This is a genomic window from Scytonema sp. HK-05 (assembly GCF_963872035.1).
GTDB lineage: Bacteria > Cyanobacteriota > Cyanobacteriia > Cyanobacteriales > Nostocaceae > Kalymmatonema.
Window position 1 is genome coordinate 17,927 of record NZ_CAWMYC010000135.1, and the last position, 17,211, is coordinate 35,137.

Here is a 17,211-nt window from a genome sequence, read left to right on the forward strand (position 1 = left end):
AACTTCCTGATGACGTATATGGCGTAAAAGTGGGCTGGAGCAGCAAGGACAGTTATTCATGGTGTATTAAAATTTTTCTACTAAATGTGTTTTTCGCCAAAGGGACAGTCAGCTGAGAACTAAACCTTTTCATGCTTTAAGAGTAATTTGCAATTGTGAGGAACTTGTGAGCTATACCGAAAAATTTCTGATTCTCGTAACACAAGTACACAATTTATGAGTTATACCTCCGCAGAAATATCAGATTAAAGAAGTTTTCGTTGACCAGTATCCTCACAAGATTCTCAACTTTTCTTCTTATAAACATTAAATGTGGGACAAGCGAAGCATTTGCTTACTGCATGATCCTTTCAGGTTGATGTGTCATAAGGAAGCAAAACAATGGTAGAAGTAGAAACAGCAGTTGATCAAAAAAGCGATCGCGAAGTCTCTAAAGAAAAAGCTTTTGTATTGCCTTTAGGTAAAGTTGGCATCGCAGACATTCCCTTAGTAGGTGGAAAGAATGCTTCTTTGGGAGAAATGATTCAGCAACTGCGGCGCAGAAGCGTAAAAGTCCCCAATGGATTTGCGACGACAGCATATGCATTTCGCTACTTTATGCAAGCAGCAGGGTTAGAACCAAAATTACGCCAGATTTTTGCTTCTTTAGATGTGGAGGATGTCCAAAATCTCCAGCAACGAGGTAAGCTTGCTAGGTCTTTATTGCTCCAAACTCCTTTTCCTATGGAATTACAGGAGGCGATCGCCTCTGCTTACCAAGCACTAGAACCGCAGTACGGAGTCGCCCCCGATGTAGCCGTTCGCTCCAGTGCGACTGCTGAAGATTTACCCGATGCTAGTTTTGCCGGACAGCAAGAAACTTACTTAAACATTCACGGGTTACAAGCAGTACTGGAAGCCTGTCACAAATGCTTTGCCTCAATTTTCACAGATCGTGCGATTTCTTACCGACAAATCAAAGGTTTCGACCACTTCAACATTGCCCTCTCAGTAGGCGTGCAAAAAATGGTACGTTCTGACTTAGCAGCGTCTGGTGTTATGTTCTCCATCGACACTGAGACTGGTTTCAAAGATGCGGTATTACTGACTGCGGCTTATGGTTTGGGTGAGAACGTAGTGCAGGGAGCAGTTAACCCAGATGAATATTTAGTATTTAAACCTACTCTAAAACAAGGTTACCGCCCAGTTCTAGACAAGCGGCTAGGTACAAAAGAAATCAAGATGGTCTATGATGTGGGCGGCTTGAAACAGATAAAGAACATCCCGGTTCCACCTGCTGATCGCTCCTCATTTGCTCTCAATAATGAGGAAATTTTGCAACTTGCTTACTGGGCGTGCCTTATTGAAGAACACTATTCCCAAGTTCATGGTGTGTATACACCAATGGATATTGAATGGGCAAAAGATGGCATCACGAATGAATTGTTTATTGTTCAAGCACGCCCAGAAACAGTGCAATCTCAGAAAGCACGCAATGTCTTGCGCAGTTATCGCCTGGTATTGGGGGCTGGGGAGTTGGGAGTTGGGACTGGGGAACAGTCTGCCCAATCCCCAATCCCTAATCCCCAATCCCTAGTTTCCTTAGTTACGGGACGCGCTGTTGGTAATGCAATCGGGCAGGGCAAAGCCAGAGTCATTTTGGACACGCATCATATTCACTTGTTTCAACCAGGAGAAGTGCTGGTCACTAACCGTACAGATCCAGACTGGGAACCTATTATGAAAAAAGCCAGTGCGATTGTTACCAACTCTGGCGGACGTACCTGTCACGCGGCGATTATTGCCAGAGAAATGGGAATTCCAGCAATCGTTGGTTGCGGCAATGCTACTACTGTGTTAAAAACTGGGCAAGAAATCACTGTTTCTTGTGCAGAAGGCGAAACCGGAAAGGTTTACCAGGGTCTATTGCCTTACGAAGTCCAAGAAGTACCACTCGAGAAATTGCCCCGCCCCCGTACTAAAATTATGATGAATGTGGGCAATCCTGAAGAAGCTTTCGGCTTAAGTGCCATCCCAAATGATGGAGTCGGGTTAGCGCGGATGGAATTCATCATTGCCAACTACATCAAGGCTCACCCATTGGCATTAATTCATTTTGACGAATTAGAAGATGAGCTTGCTAGGTATAAAATTGCAGAGTTAACTGTTCAGTATGAAGACAAAGCGCAATTCTTTGTCGATAAGCTGGCGCAGGGGATTGGTACAATTGCCGCCGCTTTTTACCCCAAACCTGTCATCGTCCGCCTGTCAGACTTTAAGAGCAATGAATACGCTAATTTGTTGGGTGGCAGACAGTTTGAACCAATAGAAGAAAACCCGATGATGGGCTTTAGGGGTGCTTGTCGCTACTATGATCAGCGCTACCGCGAAGGTTTTGCTTTGGAATGTCAGGCGATGAAGCGAGTTCGTGACGCGATGGGCTTAACCAACGTGATTTTGATGGTTCCATTCTGCCGTACCCCAGAAGAAGGTCAGCGAGTGCTGACGGAGATGGCAAAGCATGGTCTTGTGCGTGGCAAAAACGGCTTGGAAGTCTACGTGATGTGCGAGTTACCCAGCAACGTGCTATTGGCTGATGAGTTTAGCCAAGTCTTTGATGGATTTTCCATTGGGTCGAATGATCTGACACAATTGACTTTAGGACTCGATAGAGATTCTGAGTTGGTAGCGCATTTATTTGATGAACGCAACAAGGCTGTGCAGCAGATGATAGCTAATGCGATCGCAACTGTTAAACAGTACGGACGCAAAATTGGTATCTGCGGTCAAGCCCCCAGCGACTATCCCGAATTCGTCCACTTTTTAGTGGAACAGGGAATAGACACCATTAGTCTCAACCCAGACTCTGTGTTAAAGACGTTGTTGGAAGTCGCTGCTGCGGAACAACAGAGTTAGGAGTAGGGGCACAATATTGCGCCCGTAGAGTGATAAGTTATTCATTCAAAATTTATAACTGATAACTGAAAACTTCTGACTCATAACTAAAAACTAATGAATAAGGACTAATAATTATGTTTCAAAAAATTCTCGTTGCAATAGACAATTCTGAAATTGGTGAGCACGTTTTCAATGAAGCTATATCTTTGGCAAAAGCAGTTCATGCAAATGTCATGTTGCTGCACGTTCTCTCTCCTTTTGATGGGGGATACTTAAACCCTGTTTTACTACAACCGAATGGTGTTTACCCAACTTTACATACAGAAGCTGTCAATAAATATATGCAGCAATGGGAACAACTCAAGCAAGAGAAACTAGATATGCTGCTCTCTTTTGCCGAGAAAGCAAAGCAAGCAGGTATCATAAGTGAATTTTCTCAAAATCTTGGCGATCCAGGTCGAGCAATTTGTGAAGTAGCTCGTAGTTGGCAAGCTGACTTGATTGTAGTCGGTCGTCGTGGTCGCAAGGGGTTAAGTGAGTTTTTCCTAGGTAGTGTCAGCAATTACGTATTGCATAATGCTTCTTGCTCAGTTTTAACGGTACAAGGACCAATTCAAGATCATACGGAAGTTCCTGAAGCTACCAACGCAGCATCAGCTTAGCTCTACTTGCAGTTTGAGAAATAGGGGAAGGCAAGCCTTCCCCTTATTTGCAAGGAGGGCAAGGAGCGATCGCTCTTAACATGAGAAACTTTGGTGGAAGAGGGCAATTCCACTAAAACTGAATCAGCTTTGCGGAATTACTCCTCCTATGAACAACGTTTCATCGATGAGTGCAAGTCTATATATGCATCAGAAACACACTAAATACTCAGCACCTAGCCTACGTTCATACAAGACTTGCCTGATCCCTTAACGTTGCTTCAATCATCAACAACAGCGGTATTCTCAACCACAACTTCAAGACTCATAAGCACCTATATCAACGCCAGCACCTTGAGGTCGTTGTGCACCGTCCTTATCGCGCTGTGCATACTGACCAATTTGTGAGGAACCAGTATCAATTGCTGGCGAACCAGATGTGAGATGGTAGTCATTGCCACCTGAGTTGACAAATCCAACTGACTTAACCTTAGTGTTGTTGTTAGCGTTCAGGTTGTCAATTCCAGTCCCACCTTCGTAGAGCTTCTCAAACTTGTCGGTGAACAAGTTGTTATCCAAAGTCACCTTGCCCGCATCTTCAATCAACCCATTCCGGTAGGTGCTATCAGCAAAGATATTGTTGCGAACCTGAATGTCAGTTGGTTTATAACCGCCAGCGAAATAACCACTACCATCGATGCCAAGGGCTTGGACATTATTAGCAACGGTATTGTTGGCAATTTCAACGTTACGAACATTACTGGTAACGGCAATTCCTTGACCAGGGTTGATTCCTTGCTGTCCATTCCCATAAACAAGGTTGTTGTAGACTCGGACATTAGAGACATCGCCTTTATCTTTCACTTCATCTCCAACGACAATTCCATCAGCAACGTTGCCAGTGACAACATTGTTGTAAACATCAATGTTAAACGAATTAGCACGGTTACCCTCTATGTAGAGAGCAGGACCACCTTGATAGCCTTGATATGTACCAGAGATCGAGGCTTGACCAGTTATATAGTTGTCATGGACGGAGCCATTGCGAGAACCAGTTTTAATGTCGATGCCTTCGCGTGTGCCATCTTTAACGATATTATTAGCCACCTCAAAACCATCGACACCCCAGATGCTTAGCGACTCTTGCGTATTCACACCTGGATCAGAGATAGAATTGTCGCCTGTGCCACCTTTCCATCTCGCATTGGCTTTTTCGACGGTGTTGTTGAGCACCTTGATATTTTTACTGGTGACCTCGGCTTCTCCACCCTCAAAATAGCTGTCAGGCATAGCAATGATACCTGAGGAACCAGTATTGTAGGTATGGTTGTTTTGAACAGTTATATCGTTGGCATCACGCAGAGAGATTCCAGCCCAGGAGCTGTTCTCTATGCGGAAGCCATCAATGACCCAATGGCCCTTGCCAACTGACTGGATAACCCCTTCCCGGAAGCCTCCATTGATAGCGTCAGGGTCGCGCACTGTGACATTACCATTGGCTTTGAGTGTGATATTACCTGACTCACTATTACCAGATTTCCCAAGGGTGACTAGCTCTGTGTAAGTACCTGGTTGAACTAGAATAGTGTCACCTGCTTTGATAGCGGAGTTCTCACCGACCGCGTAGTTAATGCTTTTCCAAGGTTTATCACTTGTACCTGGATTGCTATCACTACCATTTGGTGAAACATAGTACACAGTACCAGAGTTATTGCCTGTTGCAGTTGGTGCAGCTCTGAGTGCTGGTGAACCGCTACCAGGATTGCGGTCGTCCTGAGTGAACTGGTCTACATCAGAGTCACCAACGAGGGTGTCTTTGCCTTGGTCTCCAATCAGAAGGTCTGCATTGCTGCCACCCTCAAGCTTGTCGTTGGCATTGTTGGCGAGGATCTGATCGTTACCACAGCGACCAAACAGAGTGCCGCTTCCATTGTTGCCATCAATCTGGATGTCTTTCCCGCTAAAGCCGTCGTTGGTCCAAGTATTGATGATATCTTGTACACCTGTGGAAACCGTTGTACCTTGTCCATTCACACTCTGAGTGGAATTTTGAAGGTTGCTGCGATTAGTGATGACATCGGGAATTTGAGTCAAGGGATTGGTTTGAAACGCTTGAGGTTCTGCTGTAAAAGTCATTATTTTGCCTCCATCAAGTTCTTCGTTAACGTCGTAACTGCAGATGACCCGAACAAAGGCAGGACCCTGAACGTTAGAGCAGTTAAGTAAAGCCTTAAAAGCTCGTACGTAGAGATTCCGTGATTATTGGAGCAGAGCACGTGAAACTTTAAGCTTTAACATCAGAAGCATTTCTTCTGGTGCTAAAGTTTCTTATAGTCAGATGACTATGCGGCAAGAATTAGGTAAATGCTTTTTGGAGTTCTGGGTTATAGCCGTTGTTTGTGAATCGATAAAAATAACTTGGCTCAAGCACCCCAAAACTTTAAAGGAATTTTTCCTCTTTGAGATAGTATATCACGACTAAGGAATTTTTCCTCCTTGAATACTATATCACGACTAAGGAATTTTTCCTCCTTGAATACTATATCACGACTTACGCAAAGGTCAGAGCCACTGAAAAATTTTTTATTTTGCACTGGCTGAATCAGGCTATCCGACCGCAGACCATCGATTTTGCACAGTTAGTTCGCACTCATGGGGCAATAGAGAAAAAGATAACGCGCCGCAGAATTTTGCACTCTAGCACCTGAGCGTGAATCTTTTTGTAGACCCAAAGTATTCTAATCACAAAATTTCAGTTAAAATGGCAAGCCAGGGAATGACTCTGTGGATTTTGCTTGCCTCCTATCAGTATGGACATTCTAATCGTTGAAGATGAACCTGAAATTGCCCAGTTAATCCAAATGTCTCTGGAAAAAGAAGGTTTTTCCTGTCGCAGTAGCAGCGACGGTTTGAATGCCTTGCGAATGTTTCAGGAGCAATCAGCAGATTTAATCATTCTAGATTTAATGATTTCTGGCTTAGATGGTTTGGAAGTCTGTGCAAGAATTCGGCAGAAACCAGGTGCCAAAGATCCATATATTTTGATGCTTACGGCTAAGGGTGAAGAAATTGATCGCGTTATTGGCTTGTCTACAGGCGCTGACGATTACATGGTCAAGCCGTTTAGCCCCAGAGAGTTGATTGCTAGGGTGCGGGCGCTATTGCGGCGTAGTCTCCGCCACGGAGGACAAAATCAAGTATTTCGTACCAAACACTTTATCGTGGATGTAGAGCAGCGGACGATAAGTCGCCAAATGAATTCTCAGGAGCCAGAAATGCTAGATTTAACTACCCTGGAATTCAACTTGTTAAGCACCTTTATTAGCAATCCTGGTCGAGTTTGGAACCGCGCTCAACTCATCGACAAACTTTGGGGCGATAACTTTTTTGGTGATGAGCGCGTGGTGGATACTCATGTAGCTCGGTTGCGAAAAAAAATTGAGCCAGATCCTACTAATCCCGCTTTTGTGAAAACTGTTGTTGGGGTCGGCTATAAATTTGAAGACACTCCTGTTGTGTTATGAAGAAGATGCGCTGGCTTTGGGCAAAGTCATTACCTTTGGCATCACGCCTATTTTTCTCCCACTTGGTGGTGATGATCGTCGGGGTACTGAGTCTGGTGATTATCAGCAAAGTCTCTTCCCCCCGCTTTTTTGTTCTGCATTTGGAACGCTTGGAACAACGAGGATACAACTTATTCGATGTTCGTGCTGAGTTAGTTGACGGATTTGAAATTGCCTGGAGACGAAGCACTGTATGGTCGGTATTGGTAGGTGCAACGGCTGCTGGAGGATTGAGTTATTGGGTGTCCAAACTGCTCATGCAGCGGTTGATAGAGATGGAACAAATTACGCAAAAGTTTGCTGCTGGTCAATTTGATGCAAGAGTGCCTTTATCAGATATTCCAGAACTGAATCGATTAGGTGTGAGTTTCAACCGCATGGCAACAAGTATAGAGGGGGTGGAAGCGCGACGTCGGGAACTGATTGGAGACATGACCCATGAGCTGCGGACCCCACTAACAGTTGTGCGCGGTTACTTGGAAGAACTGGCTGATGGAAGCATTGAACCTTCTCCAGAAATTTATCTACGCCTGACAAAAGAAACTAAGCGTTTAGAGCGGTTGGTCAACGATTTGCAAGAACTCTCTAAGGCAGAAGCTGGTTATTTACCAATAAATATACAGTCAGTCAATCTGCGTCCTTTATTAGAGTCTTTAGTGGAGAAATTTGCCGATCAACTGCTTGATGATGGACCAGTTCTGCGCTTAGAGTGTCCATCCAAACTCCCCTCGGTATTGGCAGACATTGACCGTATAGAACAGGTGCTGGTCAATCTACTTGGTAATGCAGTCCATCATACCACTAAAGGCTCAATTACTATCTGTACTTGGACTGAAGCTTCTCATCTATGGATTGCAGTCATTGATACAGGTGTGGGTATTGCCAAGGAAGATTTACCTTATATATTTGAGCGCTTCTGGCGATCTGACAAATCTCGCGATCGCCATTCCGGAGGAACAGGCATTGGTTTAACTATCTCGCGCCGTTTAGTGGAACTGCAAGGCGGTCAGATTCAAGTGGAAAGCGAGCTAGGATTGGGCAGCACTTTCCGTTTTTTCCTGCCTTTAGCTTAAGTTTAGCTGTGAGAATTCACCTGCACTAAATATACAAGCTATTGACACAACGGGGTCACACTTGTGTCATATCCACTTGGTAGTTTAAAAGTAGCTAAAATTAAGGTTTTCTGAAGGATATTGAATTTTCATTTAAGAATTTTAATTTTTCTCACAAGCTTTAGTGAATAACACTGAGATTTGGTTACATAATTATGTTTACTTTTTTCTTTGCTGCCTTTTTGGTGAGTTTACTAACTTTATTTGGTGGAGCTGCAATTGCCTACCTGTTCCCACAGAATCATTCCCAAGATTAAGGAACACTCCCAATGCGGTTCGGATAAGATTCCCCCGCTTGCGGCAACCCCCGATCCTCGGGGGTAAATGGGTAAAATAGCCCCCCTTTTTTAAGGGGGGTTTGGGGGATCTCCCTTGAGATAAACAAGCTAACCGAACCGTATTGGGAACACTGCATAATCAATTCAAAATTCAAAAATGGAAAACCTTAAACTAGCAAGCACCTACCTGTTAGTATCTAGCAATTAAATGCCTAACTCCCGATTTCTCTATAAGTTTAACTTCAGCACAATTGACTCATAGTCCAACTCCTTGTGTAGCATAGATACCAGTTTTCCTGCGTTATTCACATAGCGCAGGGTTTCTTTTTTCTTGTAAATGTAGCATTAGTATCAAAGAGTATTTGACTTTTGAATAATTAAATTTTGGTATAAAAATAAATGCAAAACCACTAATTATGGTAAATAAAGCTAAAAAATATATACTTTCGTTTATTCTGTACCTATGTAATTGCCTTTATACTTATAACGATTGGTTTAGTTCAACAGTAGTAGGAGTTTGGCTCAATTTAACTTATGATACATAAATTTTATCTTTAAAATGTTGAAACTTCAGGCTATACAAAGGGTAGGATAGTTATGATTAGTCAGTAAAATTCCTATTTTCTTAAGTGTACAAAGATAGAATAATTATGATGAGTCAGTAAAATTCCTGTTTCCTTCAAAAATAGCTGAAATTAAGTGTATGTACTGATTTGGAGATTTTTCGGGTTAGATTAACATTTAGCTAACTAATAGATGAATCGTTTGTACCAGCTTCAATATATAGCAGTTGTTTTGCAAACCTCTAGCTCATACTGATAAATTTCTGAATCTTAGATAACTCAAGGAGTCGCTACAGTGAACAAGATGCTATTGGCTTTGGTTATTAATTACCTACTGATGACCAGTTATTTTTTTATTAATTGGTTAAGATTTAGCCTTCGTCACCCTAATTCTTCTCCAGAAGACAAATTTTTGTCTTTTGTCATGCTTATCATGACTACTGTGTTATGGCCTATCGTTGTTCCTCTGTCTTTTGTAAAAATCTTGAGGACACGAAAAGTTGAGTTTAGTGCTGTGATCCCTGTTCTTGTTGTGATCTGTGCGTTCAGTCTTGCATTTTACATAGGTTAGCTACTTGAACGCGTGCTTTTTGCTATTAGTACTGGGTGTGCCTTACGCGCCATATATAATAGTTGTATGATCAAACCGACTGCCGCATCTACCACTACACCTCAATCTACACAAGCAAAATTCTTGCGTTTTACTTGTTAATATGTGTCAAAGTTTGCTTTCTTCTTGCTATATTGTGTGTTAAATATTCTTTTCTACTCATGCGGGGTTGCTGGCATTCTCAAGACTTATGAACCCCTGTCACAGGTAAAAATAATTTGTAGCTGTAATGAGCCTAAATTGGTAAAACAGATGAAAAATAAGGATGAGCCGGACAGCTCATCCCAGAAATCAGGTCTACATTGAGGCAAAAGGCTTATTGCAATTGACTTGGTTGAGTTGGAAAAGCACCTGGGCGCACAGCTAAGTTGAGATTTTGCCCATTGCGACGCAACTCCATGCGTACGTCTCCCCCAACTTGGCTATTTTCCACTGCCTTTTGGACAGAACCAGCGTCAGCCACTGCTTCACCGTTGAGTTTTTGGATAACATCACCAGCACGTATCCCTGCTTTGGCTGCTGGTGAATTGGGCATAACTTTGACAACCAAGACGCCACGATCTTCATCAACACTCAAACCGCTGTTGGGATCGGAGTTGATGTTTTGTTTCAACTCAGGCGTTAATCCTACCATCTGAATTCCTAGATAAGGATGTTGTACTTTACCTGTCGCTATCAGTTGACTGGAAATTCGTTGCGCTGTGTTGATAGGAATAGCAAAGCCCAATCCTTGTGCTCCTTGGATTATAGCTGTATTCATCCCAATGACCTCTCCTTGAGCATTAAGCAGAGGTCCGCCGGAGTTACCAGGATTGATCGCTGCGTCTGTTTGAAGATACTCCACTCGCTTATCGGGAGCACCAATCAGATTGCTGGCGCGTCCGGTAGCACTGATAATCCCAGTAGTGACAGTGTTATCTAAACCAAGGGGGTTGCCGATCGCGATCGCCGCTTCTCCAGGTTGTAGCTTTTCTGAGTTACCCAACTTTACTGTAGGCAGCTTATCTGCTTGAATTTTGACAACAGCCACATCTGTCAATTCATCTTTCCCCAGCACTTTACCTACAAAAGTGCGCCCGTCCTTGAGTGTCACTTTCACCGTATCCGCACCAGCGACGACGTGGGCGTTGGTGAGAATGCGACCATCAGCACTCATGATGAAGCCCGAACCAGTACCGCGTTCCACCCGGTTTTCTGGAATTGGCATTTGAGATCCAAAGAATTGGCGGAAAAATGGATCCTTAAATTGCTCTGGTAACTGAGTTTTGACTGTTCGGGAAGCATCAATCCGCACTACAGCAGGTCCAACTTGTTGCACAACCCCAATGACAAAGTTAGGATTAGTCCCAGCTGCTATTGGCAAAGCAGCATTTACCGGGCTCACCGCCAGGTTAGACGCGCTTTTAGACACCTGTTGATAATGAGAAGCTAGATAGCCGCCTGCGAAGGTCATTCCAGATCCTAGCAATACCAGCGATAAATGAAATGCTGGTTTTTTCCAAGAAGAACTGTTTAAGATTTTGTTGTATGTTCCTGACTGGTTATCACCATCACGCGGTATTTTATACATAGTGTTTCTATAAGTGTCGATACATTTCCAATCTAAAGAGGCTTTGTGTCAATGCTGTGACACAGAGATGACGGACTTGTGAAAACCCTGACTGCGTAAGTCCTATATCTATATCTATATATATCTATTAAAGTTGTGTTTGTGTTGCAAAGGCGAGATACTTTCTGGAAAAACCCTTGAATAAAAAGTAGAAGCAATAGTAAGACATTCAAAGGAAAAGTCACCAAACAGGAACAATAGAATTGGTGCCAACAGTCTAGACAACACTGAAATTATATCTATTGAAGTTGTGTTTGTGTTGCTGGGCGATCGCCTTTGTGGAAAAACTGCTAAGGAACGCGGATTTAATAAAGTACAAAACCTCACCCCGCCTTTAACTGTCGTTAAAGTCTCCCCTCTCCGCGAGTTCGGAGAGGGGGTTGGGGGTGAGGTCAAAGGAGTGATTTGTATGTTATTTAATCCATGATCATAAATAAAAAGTCGAAGCAATAGTAAGGCACTCATATTAAAACTCAGCAAACAGGCACAATAGAATTGGTAGCACAGAAAACATAGAAATCTGTAGAGGCGTAGGCAGGCAAAGATGGGGAAGCTAGCATTGCTGATAGGGGTGAGCGAGTATCAACCCGGATTAAACCCGCTACCGTGTGCGGTGAAAGATGTTGAAGCAATGCGACGAGTACTGACACACCCAGAAATCGGAAATTTTGCTGAGGTAGATATCACAGTACTCAAAAATCCCCAACGTCAGGAAATGGAAGACGCTATTTACAATCTGTTTGCCCATCGCCAGAAAGAAGACTTGTTATTATTTTACTTTTCTGGTCATGGCATTAAAGATGATAACGGCAGGCTTTACCTCTCAACTTCTACCACTCGTAAACAGAACGACAGGTTGTTCAAGCCTTCAGCAGTAGCAGCCAGTGTTCTGCACGAAAATATGAATGAGAGCCGTTCCCAAAGACAGGTTATTATTTTAGACTGTTGCTTTAGCGGGGCGATCGCTCAAGGGCTAACGGTCAAAGATGATGGTACTGTAAATTTACAGGAACAGCTAGGCGGTAAAGGACGGGCAATTCTCACCTCTTCCACATCTACCCAGTACTCATTTGAACAAGCAGGTTCAGATCTTTCCATATACACCCGCTACTTAGTTGAAGGTATGGAAAAAGGTGCAGCGGATCGCGATGGGGATGGTTGGATTTCTATTGATGAACTGCACGAGTATGCTAGCAGCAAAGTAAAAGAAGCTGCACCAGCCATGACTCCCAAATTTTACCCAATTGAGGAAGGTCATAAGATTTTGCTGGCAAAATCGCCCAAGGATGATCCTAAGGTGAAATATCGTAAGGAAGTAGAAACTCGTGCTAAGGAAGGTCACGAGTTTTCTGTCTTTGCTCGGAGAATTTTAGACGGAAAGCGGAATGAATGGGGATTAACTCCGGAAGAAGCTGCTGCAATTGAAGAAGAAGTTCTACAACCCTACCGGGAGTATGAACGTAAGCGCAATGAGTATGAGCAAGCACTGATTCAGGCAATTGCTCAAGAATATCCGTTCAGCAAGACAACCCAAAAAGATTTAAAAGAATATCAGCAGTATCTGGGACTGCGGGATGAAGATATTGCCTCAATTGAACAACGGGTAGTTACTCCAAAACAAGCAGAATATGAGCGCAACCGACAACAACCACAGAAGTTACAGCAAGAGCAAGAAACAACTCAGCAACAAAAGCAGCAAGCAGAATTACGAGAACTACCTGAAACTCAATCATCACCAGTTTCTCAGCCAAAATCTCCCTCTGTTATTCAAACTAATATTCAAACTAATATTCAAACTCAGCAGTTTGAGTTCGAGTATGCCACAATAACCGTAAAATCAGGATTTTTAGGTATAGGAAAAACCTGCGAAATCAACCGTCATTGGGGTCAAGCAGAATTTTTCACAGAAAACTTGGGCAATTATGCCTTGCTGGAGATGGTGGCGATTCCTGGTGGTCAGTTTTTAATGGGTTCTCCAGATAATGAGCCACAACGTTCAAGTGATGAAAGTCCACAGCATACCGTTACTATTCAACCTTTTTATATGGGTAAGTTTCCAGTGACGCAAGCTCAATGGAAAGCCGTTGCCGCTCTTCCTAAGGTCAAAATAGATTTAAATCCAGATCCATCCTTTTTTAAAGGAGCTAATCGACCTGTAGAGCAGGTGTCATGGGATGATGCCGTTGAATTTTGCGATCGCTTGGCTAACAAAACTAAAAAGCCATATCGTTTGCCGAGTGAGGCAGAATGGGAATATGCTTGTCGAGCGGGAACGACTACCCCGTTTCACTTTGGCGAAACGATTACGACAGATTTAGCAAACTACAACGGTAACAGCACTTACGGTTCTGGATCAAAGGGTGAATATTGTGAGCAAACAACAGAGGTAGGAAAATTTCCACCAAATGTTTTTGGTTTGTATGATATGCATGGTAATACATGGGAGTGGTGCCAAGATGGCTGGCATGATAGCTACAAAGAAGCGCCTGCTGATGGTACCCCTTGGATGAGTGAAAATAATAAGGATGCTCGCTTGCTACGTGGGGGTTCGTGGAACAACACTCAGAGGTCTTGCCGCTCAGCCCACCGCTTCAGGCATACACATTCATACGGCTTCAAGCTTGTGGGTTTTCGGGTTGTGGTTGCGCGGCTCACGACTTCTTAGCTGTTTGCACTTTGCGCTTTATTCTTTTCTCTTCACTTTCCGCGCGAAGCGCAAACAAATTTTTTTAAGATTTTTTGGAGTCATATATAACTGAGTCGGATAGCTTGCTAGATTGCAAAGTCGAACAGTTGTCCGGCTTATCATGTTGAAACAAGAGTCTTTCCTATTCTTCAGTCAACTCAAAATTAACGCGCTCATAAATATCACGAAAGCTAATTTTAAAATTTATAGAATTTAGGGCTAAAACGGCATCTTCCCCTTCATGTTCTTTAAAAATCCATTCTCATTCTGCTTTTTTGACATATTGTTCCACAGAGAAACTGTACTGGTCAATCATAATATATTCCTGAAATTCAGGAATTGAACGGTAATATTTAAACTTGTCAGTTTTGTCATAATTTTTGGTTGAATTTGATAAAACTTCAACAATTAACATTGGATTAGTAATAGTTGTCGTATTCGTTCCTTCGTATATAGGTTCACCTTTGACGACCATCACATCAGGATAAGTGTAGAGACGGTAACGAGGTATCCATACCTTTACATCCATAATATATATTTCATAAGCTTGTCCTTGTACTATTAAAGGAAATTTTCTACAAAAGTTTCCAGCAATTTTATTATGGTTAGTTGTTCCCCCTGGCATTGGGAGAATTTCTCCATCTCTATATTCACTTCTGTATTCGACTCGTTCTTCTAATTCCAGATATTCTTGTGGTGTGTAATGGCGCTTTTCTGTTTGTAATACCATATCCAGTTCCTCAATGCATAATAGCTATAGTGTTTTAGATATAATTTTTTTGTAATGCCTTTGAGCTAATTGTAAGAGATTTCCAACAAATAAATAATCCCCTAACAGTGGGGTGGGCATCCCGGTTCCCCCAGTTTATAGGAAGGGCGCTTAGTGCCACTACCCACAAGAAAAAGTTAGATATTTTTTAATTTGGAAGTCCCTGAGTGATATCAAGTCCGGTTCAATACTTATCATTACCCGAATAACCCCACCCCGGTAAAGCTGCGCTTCACCTCCCCTCCCCGCTTGCGGGGAGGGGATTAAGGGGTGGGGTGCAATTAACGTGGAAATCATAATTAATTAGCCGGACAAGATATGACTTAATAAGTCTCAAAAACCTGGTTTCTCCCAGAAACTATCATTAAAGATTACTCAACAAACTCAGGTCTTACCTTGTGGTTAGACTGTAACTGTTGTTCTAAAGCTGTCCAATTTTCCTGCTCAATCAAGCTAATCAATTCGTCGAGATTATGGCGATACTGCTGGAGTGAATTGAGCAATGCTTGCCGATTGTACTGCGCCATCATCACTCCTAACTCTGGATTCCCGCCACCAACACGACTTGTATCTCGAAAGCCAGAACTAGCAAACTTTTGGGCTAATTCCAGCACATTTGAGTCAGTTTCACTCATACAAGCAGCAATTAATGAAGCACTAACCATCACGGGCAAATGGGAAATCCAACTGACTGCTCGATCATGCTCTTCTGGGGAACAATGGTAGAGAGTCGCCCCAAGTTCGCGCACTATTTTCTCTACAACTGTAATAGCAGCAGCTGGTGTTGTTGCTGTTGGTGTCAGCACGTAAGGTTTTTTTTCAAATAAATTAGGGATAGCTGCTTCTATACCACTATCGGTTCTTCCCGCCATTGGGTGTCCACCGATAAAATTGTCCCAGAGGGGAGCGATCGCCTTAACTATCGGAGTTTTTACCGAACCGACATCAGTTATGACTGTGTTGGAAGGCAGATGAGCGATGAGCTGCTCAAATGTGGGAATAATCAACCCTATAGGTGTACAAATAAATACCACTTCTGCCGCTGTAAGCAGGCTGATGTCAACTGACGCCTGATCTACGCTACCTAAGGCGACTGCTTTGTCACAAGTTGATTCTCGACGGCTGACGCCCAAAACATGATGTCCTTGCGATCGCAAATCCAAACCCAAAGAGCCGCCTATCAGTCCAAGTCCTAAAATACCAATATTCATGTATCTGTGATTTTGAGATTCTATGTCATATCTTCCACCTCGCCGTCCCCAGACTGGAAGTTTATGGTTCTAAAGCGAATTTTGCTACCTTCGGGTGCTTATTCCCAAATTGCCAAGCAAGCAATGCCCGCAACTGAAATAACCTCATAATATAGAAATTCGGCGTCGCTGTAGGGTTTGTACGTTCCTTTCTCAATAGCGACTAAAGTTTATTTCCCAAAACTTATATAGCTATTCTTTCATTTAAAGATGCAGGAACTACCCAGAGAAATCTTTCTGTTGTAGTGAACTTCCAGCCAAAGACATTTCTAACCTCGGTTTCAAAGTTCCTCAATAGGTAGAGTTATTAAATAATTTTTAAGAAAAAGCAATAAGTAACGCTACTATGATAAAAGAAACGAAAATTTGTTTGCAAATAGCAGATACCGACTTTTCCCCAGCCCATATACAAACAATTTTAACTAATTATAGTACTCCAAATTTAATTTTGGATGACCACCCTAACGAAAGGAAAACGATTTAAGAGAGAGGATACGACTAATATCTATAATGATAATTTGACTGAAATAGTAAAATCAATGACTTCATCGTTGAGTAGGATTGTTGATTTTGTGAAAGGATTCCATTATATAAGTCATTAGTTAGTAGTTAGTAAGCTACAACTAATAACCAACAACCTTCAAAAGGAGGAAAAAGATGCGTGATACCTTTAATAAAATGATGGGTCGGACTCGGTATGTGGTCTGTCGCATTATGCTGCATTTAAGTGGATCTGAGGTAGCACCAATTCTGGGAGTTTTAAATCGTGCTGCAAGGGAAGCCATAGATACCGAAGGTGATATAGAAGTTTTGGGAGAAGGATTGGTAGAAATTTGCCAAACCTTATTGCAGTACGATGAATATTGGCTTTCTGCTGCTAATGAAGGCGACGTATTTTGGACCGAGGGGGAAGCAGGAGACTACGTGAATGAATTATTTACAGACTCTGCCCAACGTTACCTCAGTGAACCAGATTTTGGTTCTGATTCTGGATACGATGAACCTTTATCTATTCCTGTCACGCGTAATGTCGTTGTGATGATTACAGTGGCTTTTGAGGGAGAAGTCCCAGATTTGGAAGCTGACCTAGCTAATATTACTGCACTCAAAGAAGGCTTGAAAGCTCTAATAAACTTACATTACAAGCATAAACTACGGGCAATTCAAGTGCATTTTTCACCAGCTCGGTTGGGCGACGAGCTCACTAACGACCAGCTATTACAATATTACCCAGAATTAATTCCCTTGTAGTT

The 17,211-nt window shown here is 42.7% G+C and carries 10 protein-coding genes and 1 pseudogene; 7 read left to right on the forward strand and 4 right to left on the reverse strand.

From position 1 onward, the window contains the following. The first annotated feature begins 381 nt into the window (after positions 1-381). Positions 382-2,895, forward strand: coding sequence for a phosphoenolpyruvate synthase (ppsA, locus tag AACT52_RS30185; RefSeq protein WP_073634493.1), 2,514 nt, complete (start codon positions 382-384; stop codon positions 2,893-2,895). Between the two features lie 116 nt (positions 2,896-3,011). Continuing rightward, positions 3,012-3,539: a universal stress protein gene (locus tag AACT52_RS30190; protein ID WP_073634494.1), complete on the forward strand. Its 528-nt coding sequence runs from the start codon at positions 3,012-3,014 to the stop codon at positions 3,537-3,539. A gap of 297 nt (positions 3,540-3,836) precedes the next feature. Here the strand turns inward: AACT52_RS30190 and AACT52_RS30195 are convergent, their stop codons facing one another. Further along, on the reverse strand, positions 3,837-5,654 hold the full coding sequence (locus tag AACT52_RS30195; RefSeq protein WP_083630626.1) for a choice-of-anchor Q domain-containing protein: 1,818 nt from the start codon (positions 5,652-5,654) through the stop codon (positions 3,837-3,839). Positions 5,655-6,328: 674 nt separating this feature from the next. On the opposite strand from AACT52_RS30195, the gene AACT52_RS30200 reads away from it, so the two are divergent. Together AACT52_RS30200 and AACT52_RS30205 are read left to right on the forward strand one after the other, a co-directional pair. Next, complete coding sequence (locus AACT52_RS30200) at positions 6,329-7,042, forward strand: response regulator transcription factor (RefSeq protein ID WP_073634495.1); 714 nt, start codon at positions 6,329-6,331, stop codon at positions 7,040-7,042. Further along, positions 7,039-8,154 (forward strand): sensor histidine kinase, encoded by a 1,116-nt coding sequence (locus tag AACT52_RS30205; protein WP_073634496.1) that lies wholly within the window; start codon positions 7,039-7,041, stop codon positions 8,152-8,154. Before AACT52_RS30200 ends, AACT52_RS30205 begins: the two co-directional genes overlap by 4 nt. 1,806 nt (positions 8,155-9,960) lie before the next feature. Here AACT52_RS30205 and AACT52_RS30210 read toward each other — a convergent pair. Then, positions 9,961-11,214, reverse strand: coding sequence for an HhoA/HhoB/HtrA family serine endopeptidase (locus AACT52_RS30210; protein ID WP_073634498.1), 1,254 nt, complete (start codon positions 11,212-11,214; stop codon positions 9,961-9,963). A gap of 289 nt (positions 11,215-11,503) precedes the next feature. Here AACT52_RS30210 and AACT52_RS30215 point away from each other — a divergent pair, with 289 nt between their 5' ends. Then, complete coding sequence (locus AACT52_RS30215; RefSeq protein ID WP_233154117.1) at positions 11,504-11,680, forward strand: hypothetical protein; 177 nt, start codon at positions 11,504-11,506, stop codon at positions 11,678-11,680. 117 nt (positions 11,681-11,797) lie between these two features. Further along, entirely contained in the window at positions 11,798-13,918 is a 2,121-nt protein-coding gene (locus AACT52_RS30220) for a caspase, EACC1-associated type (protein WP_073634499.1), read from the forward strand. Positions 13,919-14,081: 163 nt separating this feature from the next. Here the strand turns inward: AACT52_RS30220 and AACT52_RS30225 are convergent. Beyond that, positions 14,082-14,669, reverse strand: a pseudogene (locus AACT52_RS30225) (Uma2 family endonuclease). A 410-nt stretch (positions 14,670-15,079) separates the two neighbouring features. Next, positions 15,080-15,919, reverse strand: a complete 840-nt coding sequence (locus tag AACT52_RS30230; RefSeq protein WP_073634500.1) for a prephenate/arogenate dehydrogenase — start codon at positions 15,917-15,919, stop codon at positions 15,080-15,082. A 696-nt stretch (positions 15,920-16,615) separates the two neighbouring features. Here AACT52_RS30230 and AACT52_RS30235 point away from each other — a divergent pair. Continuing rightward, positions 16,616-17,209, forward strand: a complete 594-nt coding sequence (locus AACT52_RS30235) for a DUF1517 domain-containing protein (protein WP_073634501.1) — start codon at positions 16,616-16,618, stop codon at positions 17,207-17,209. The last annotated feature ends 2 nt before the right edge of the window (positions 17,210-17,211 follow it).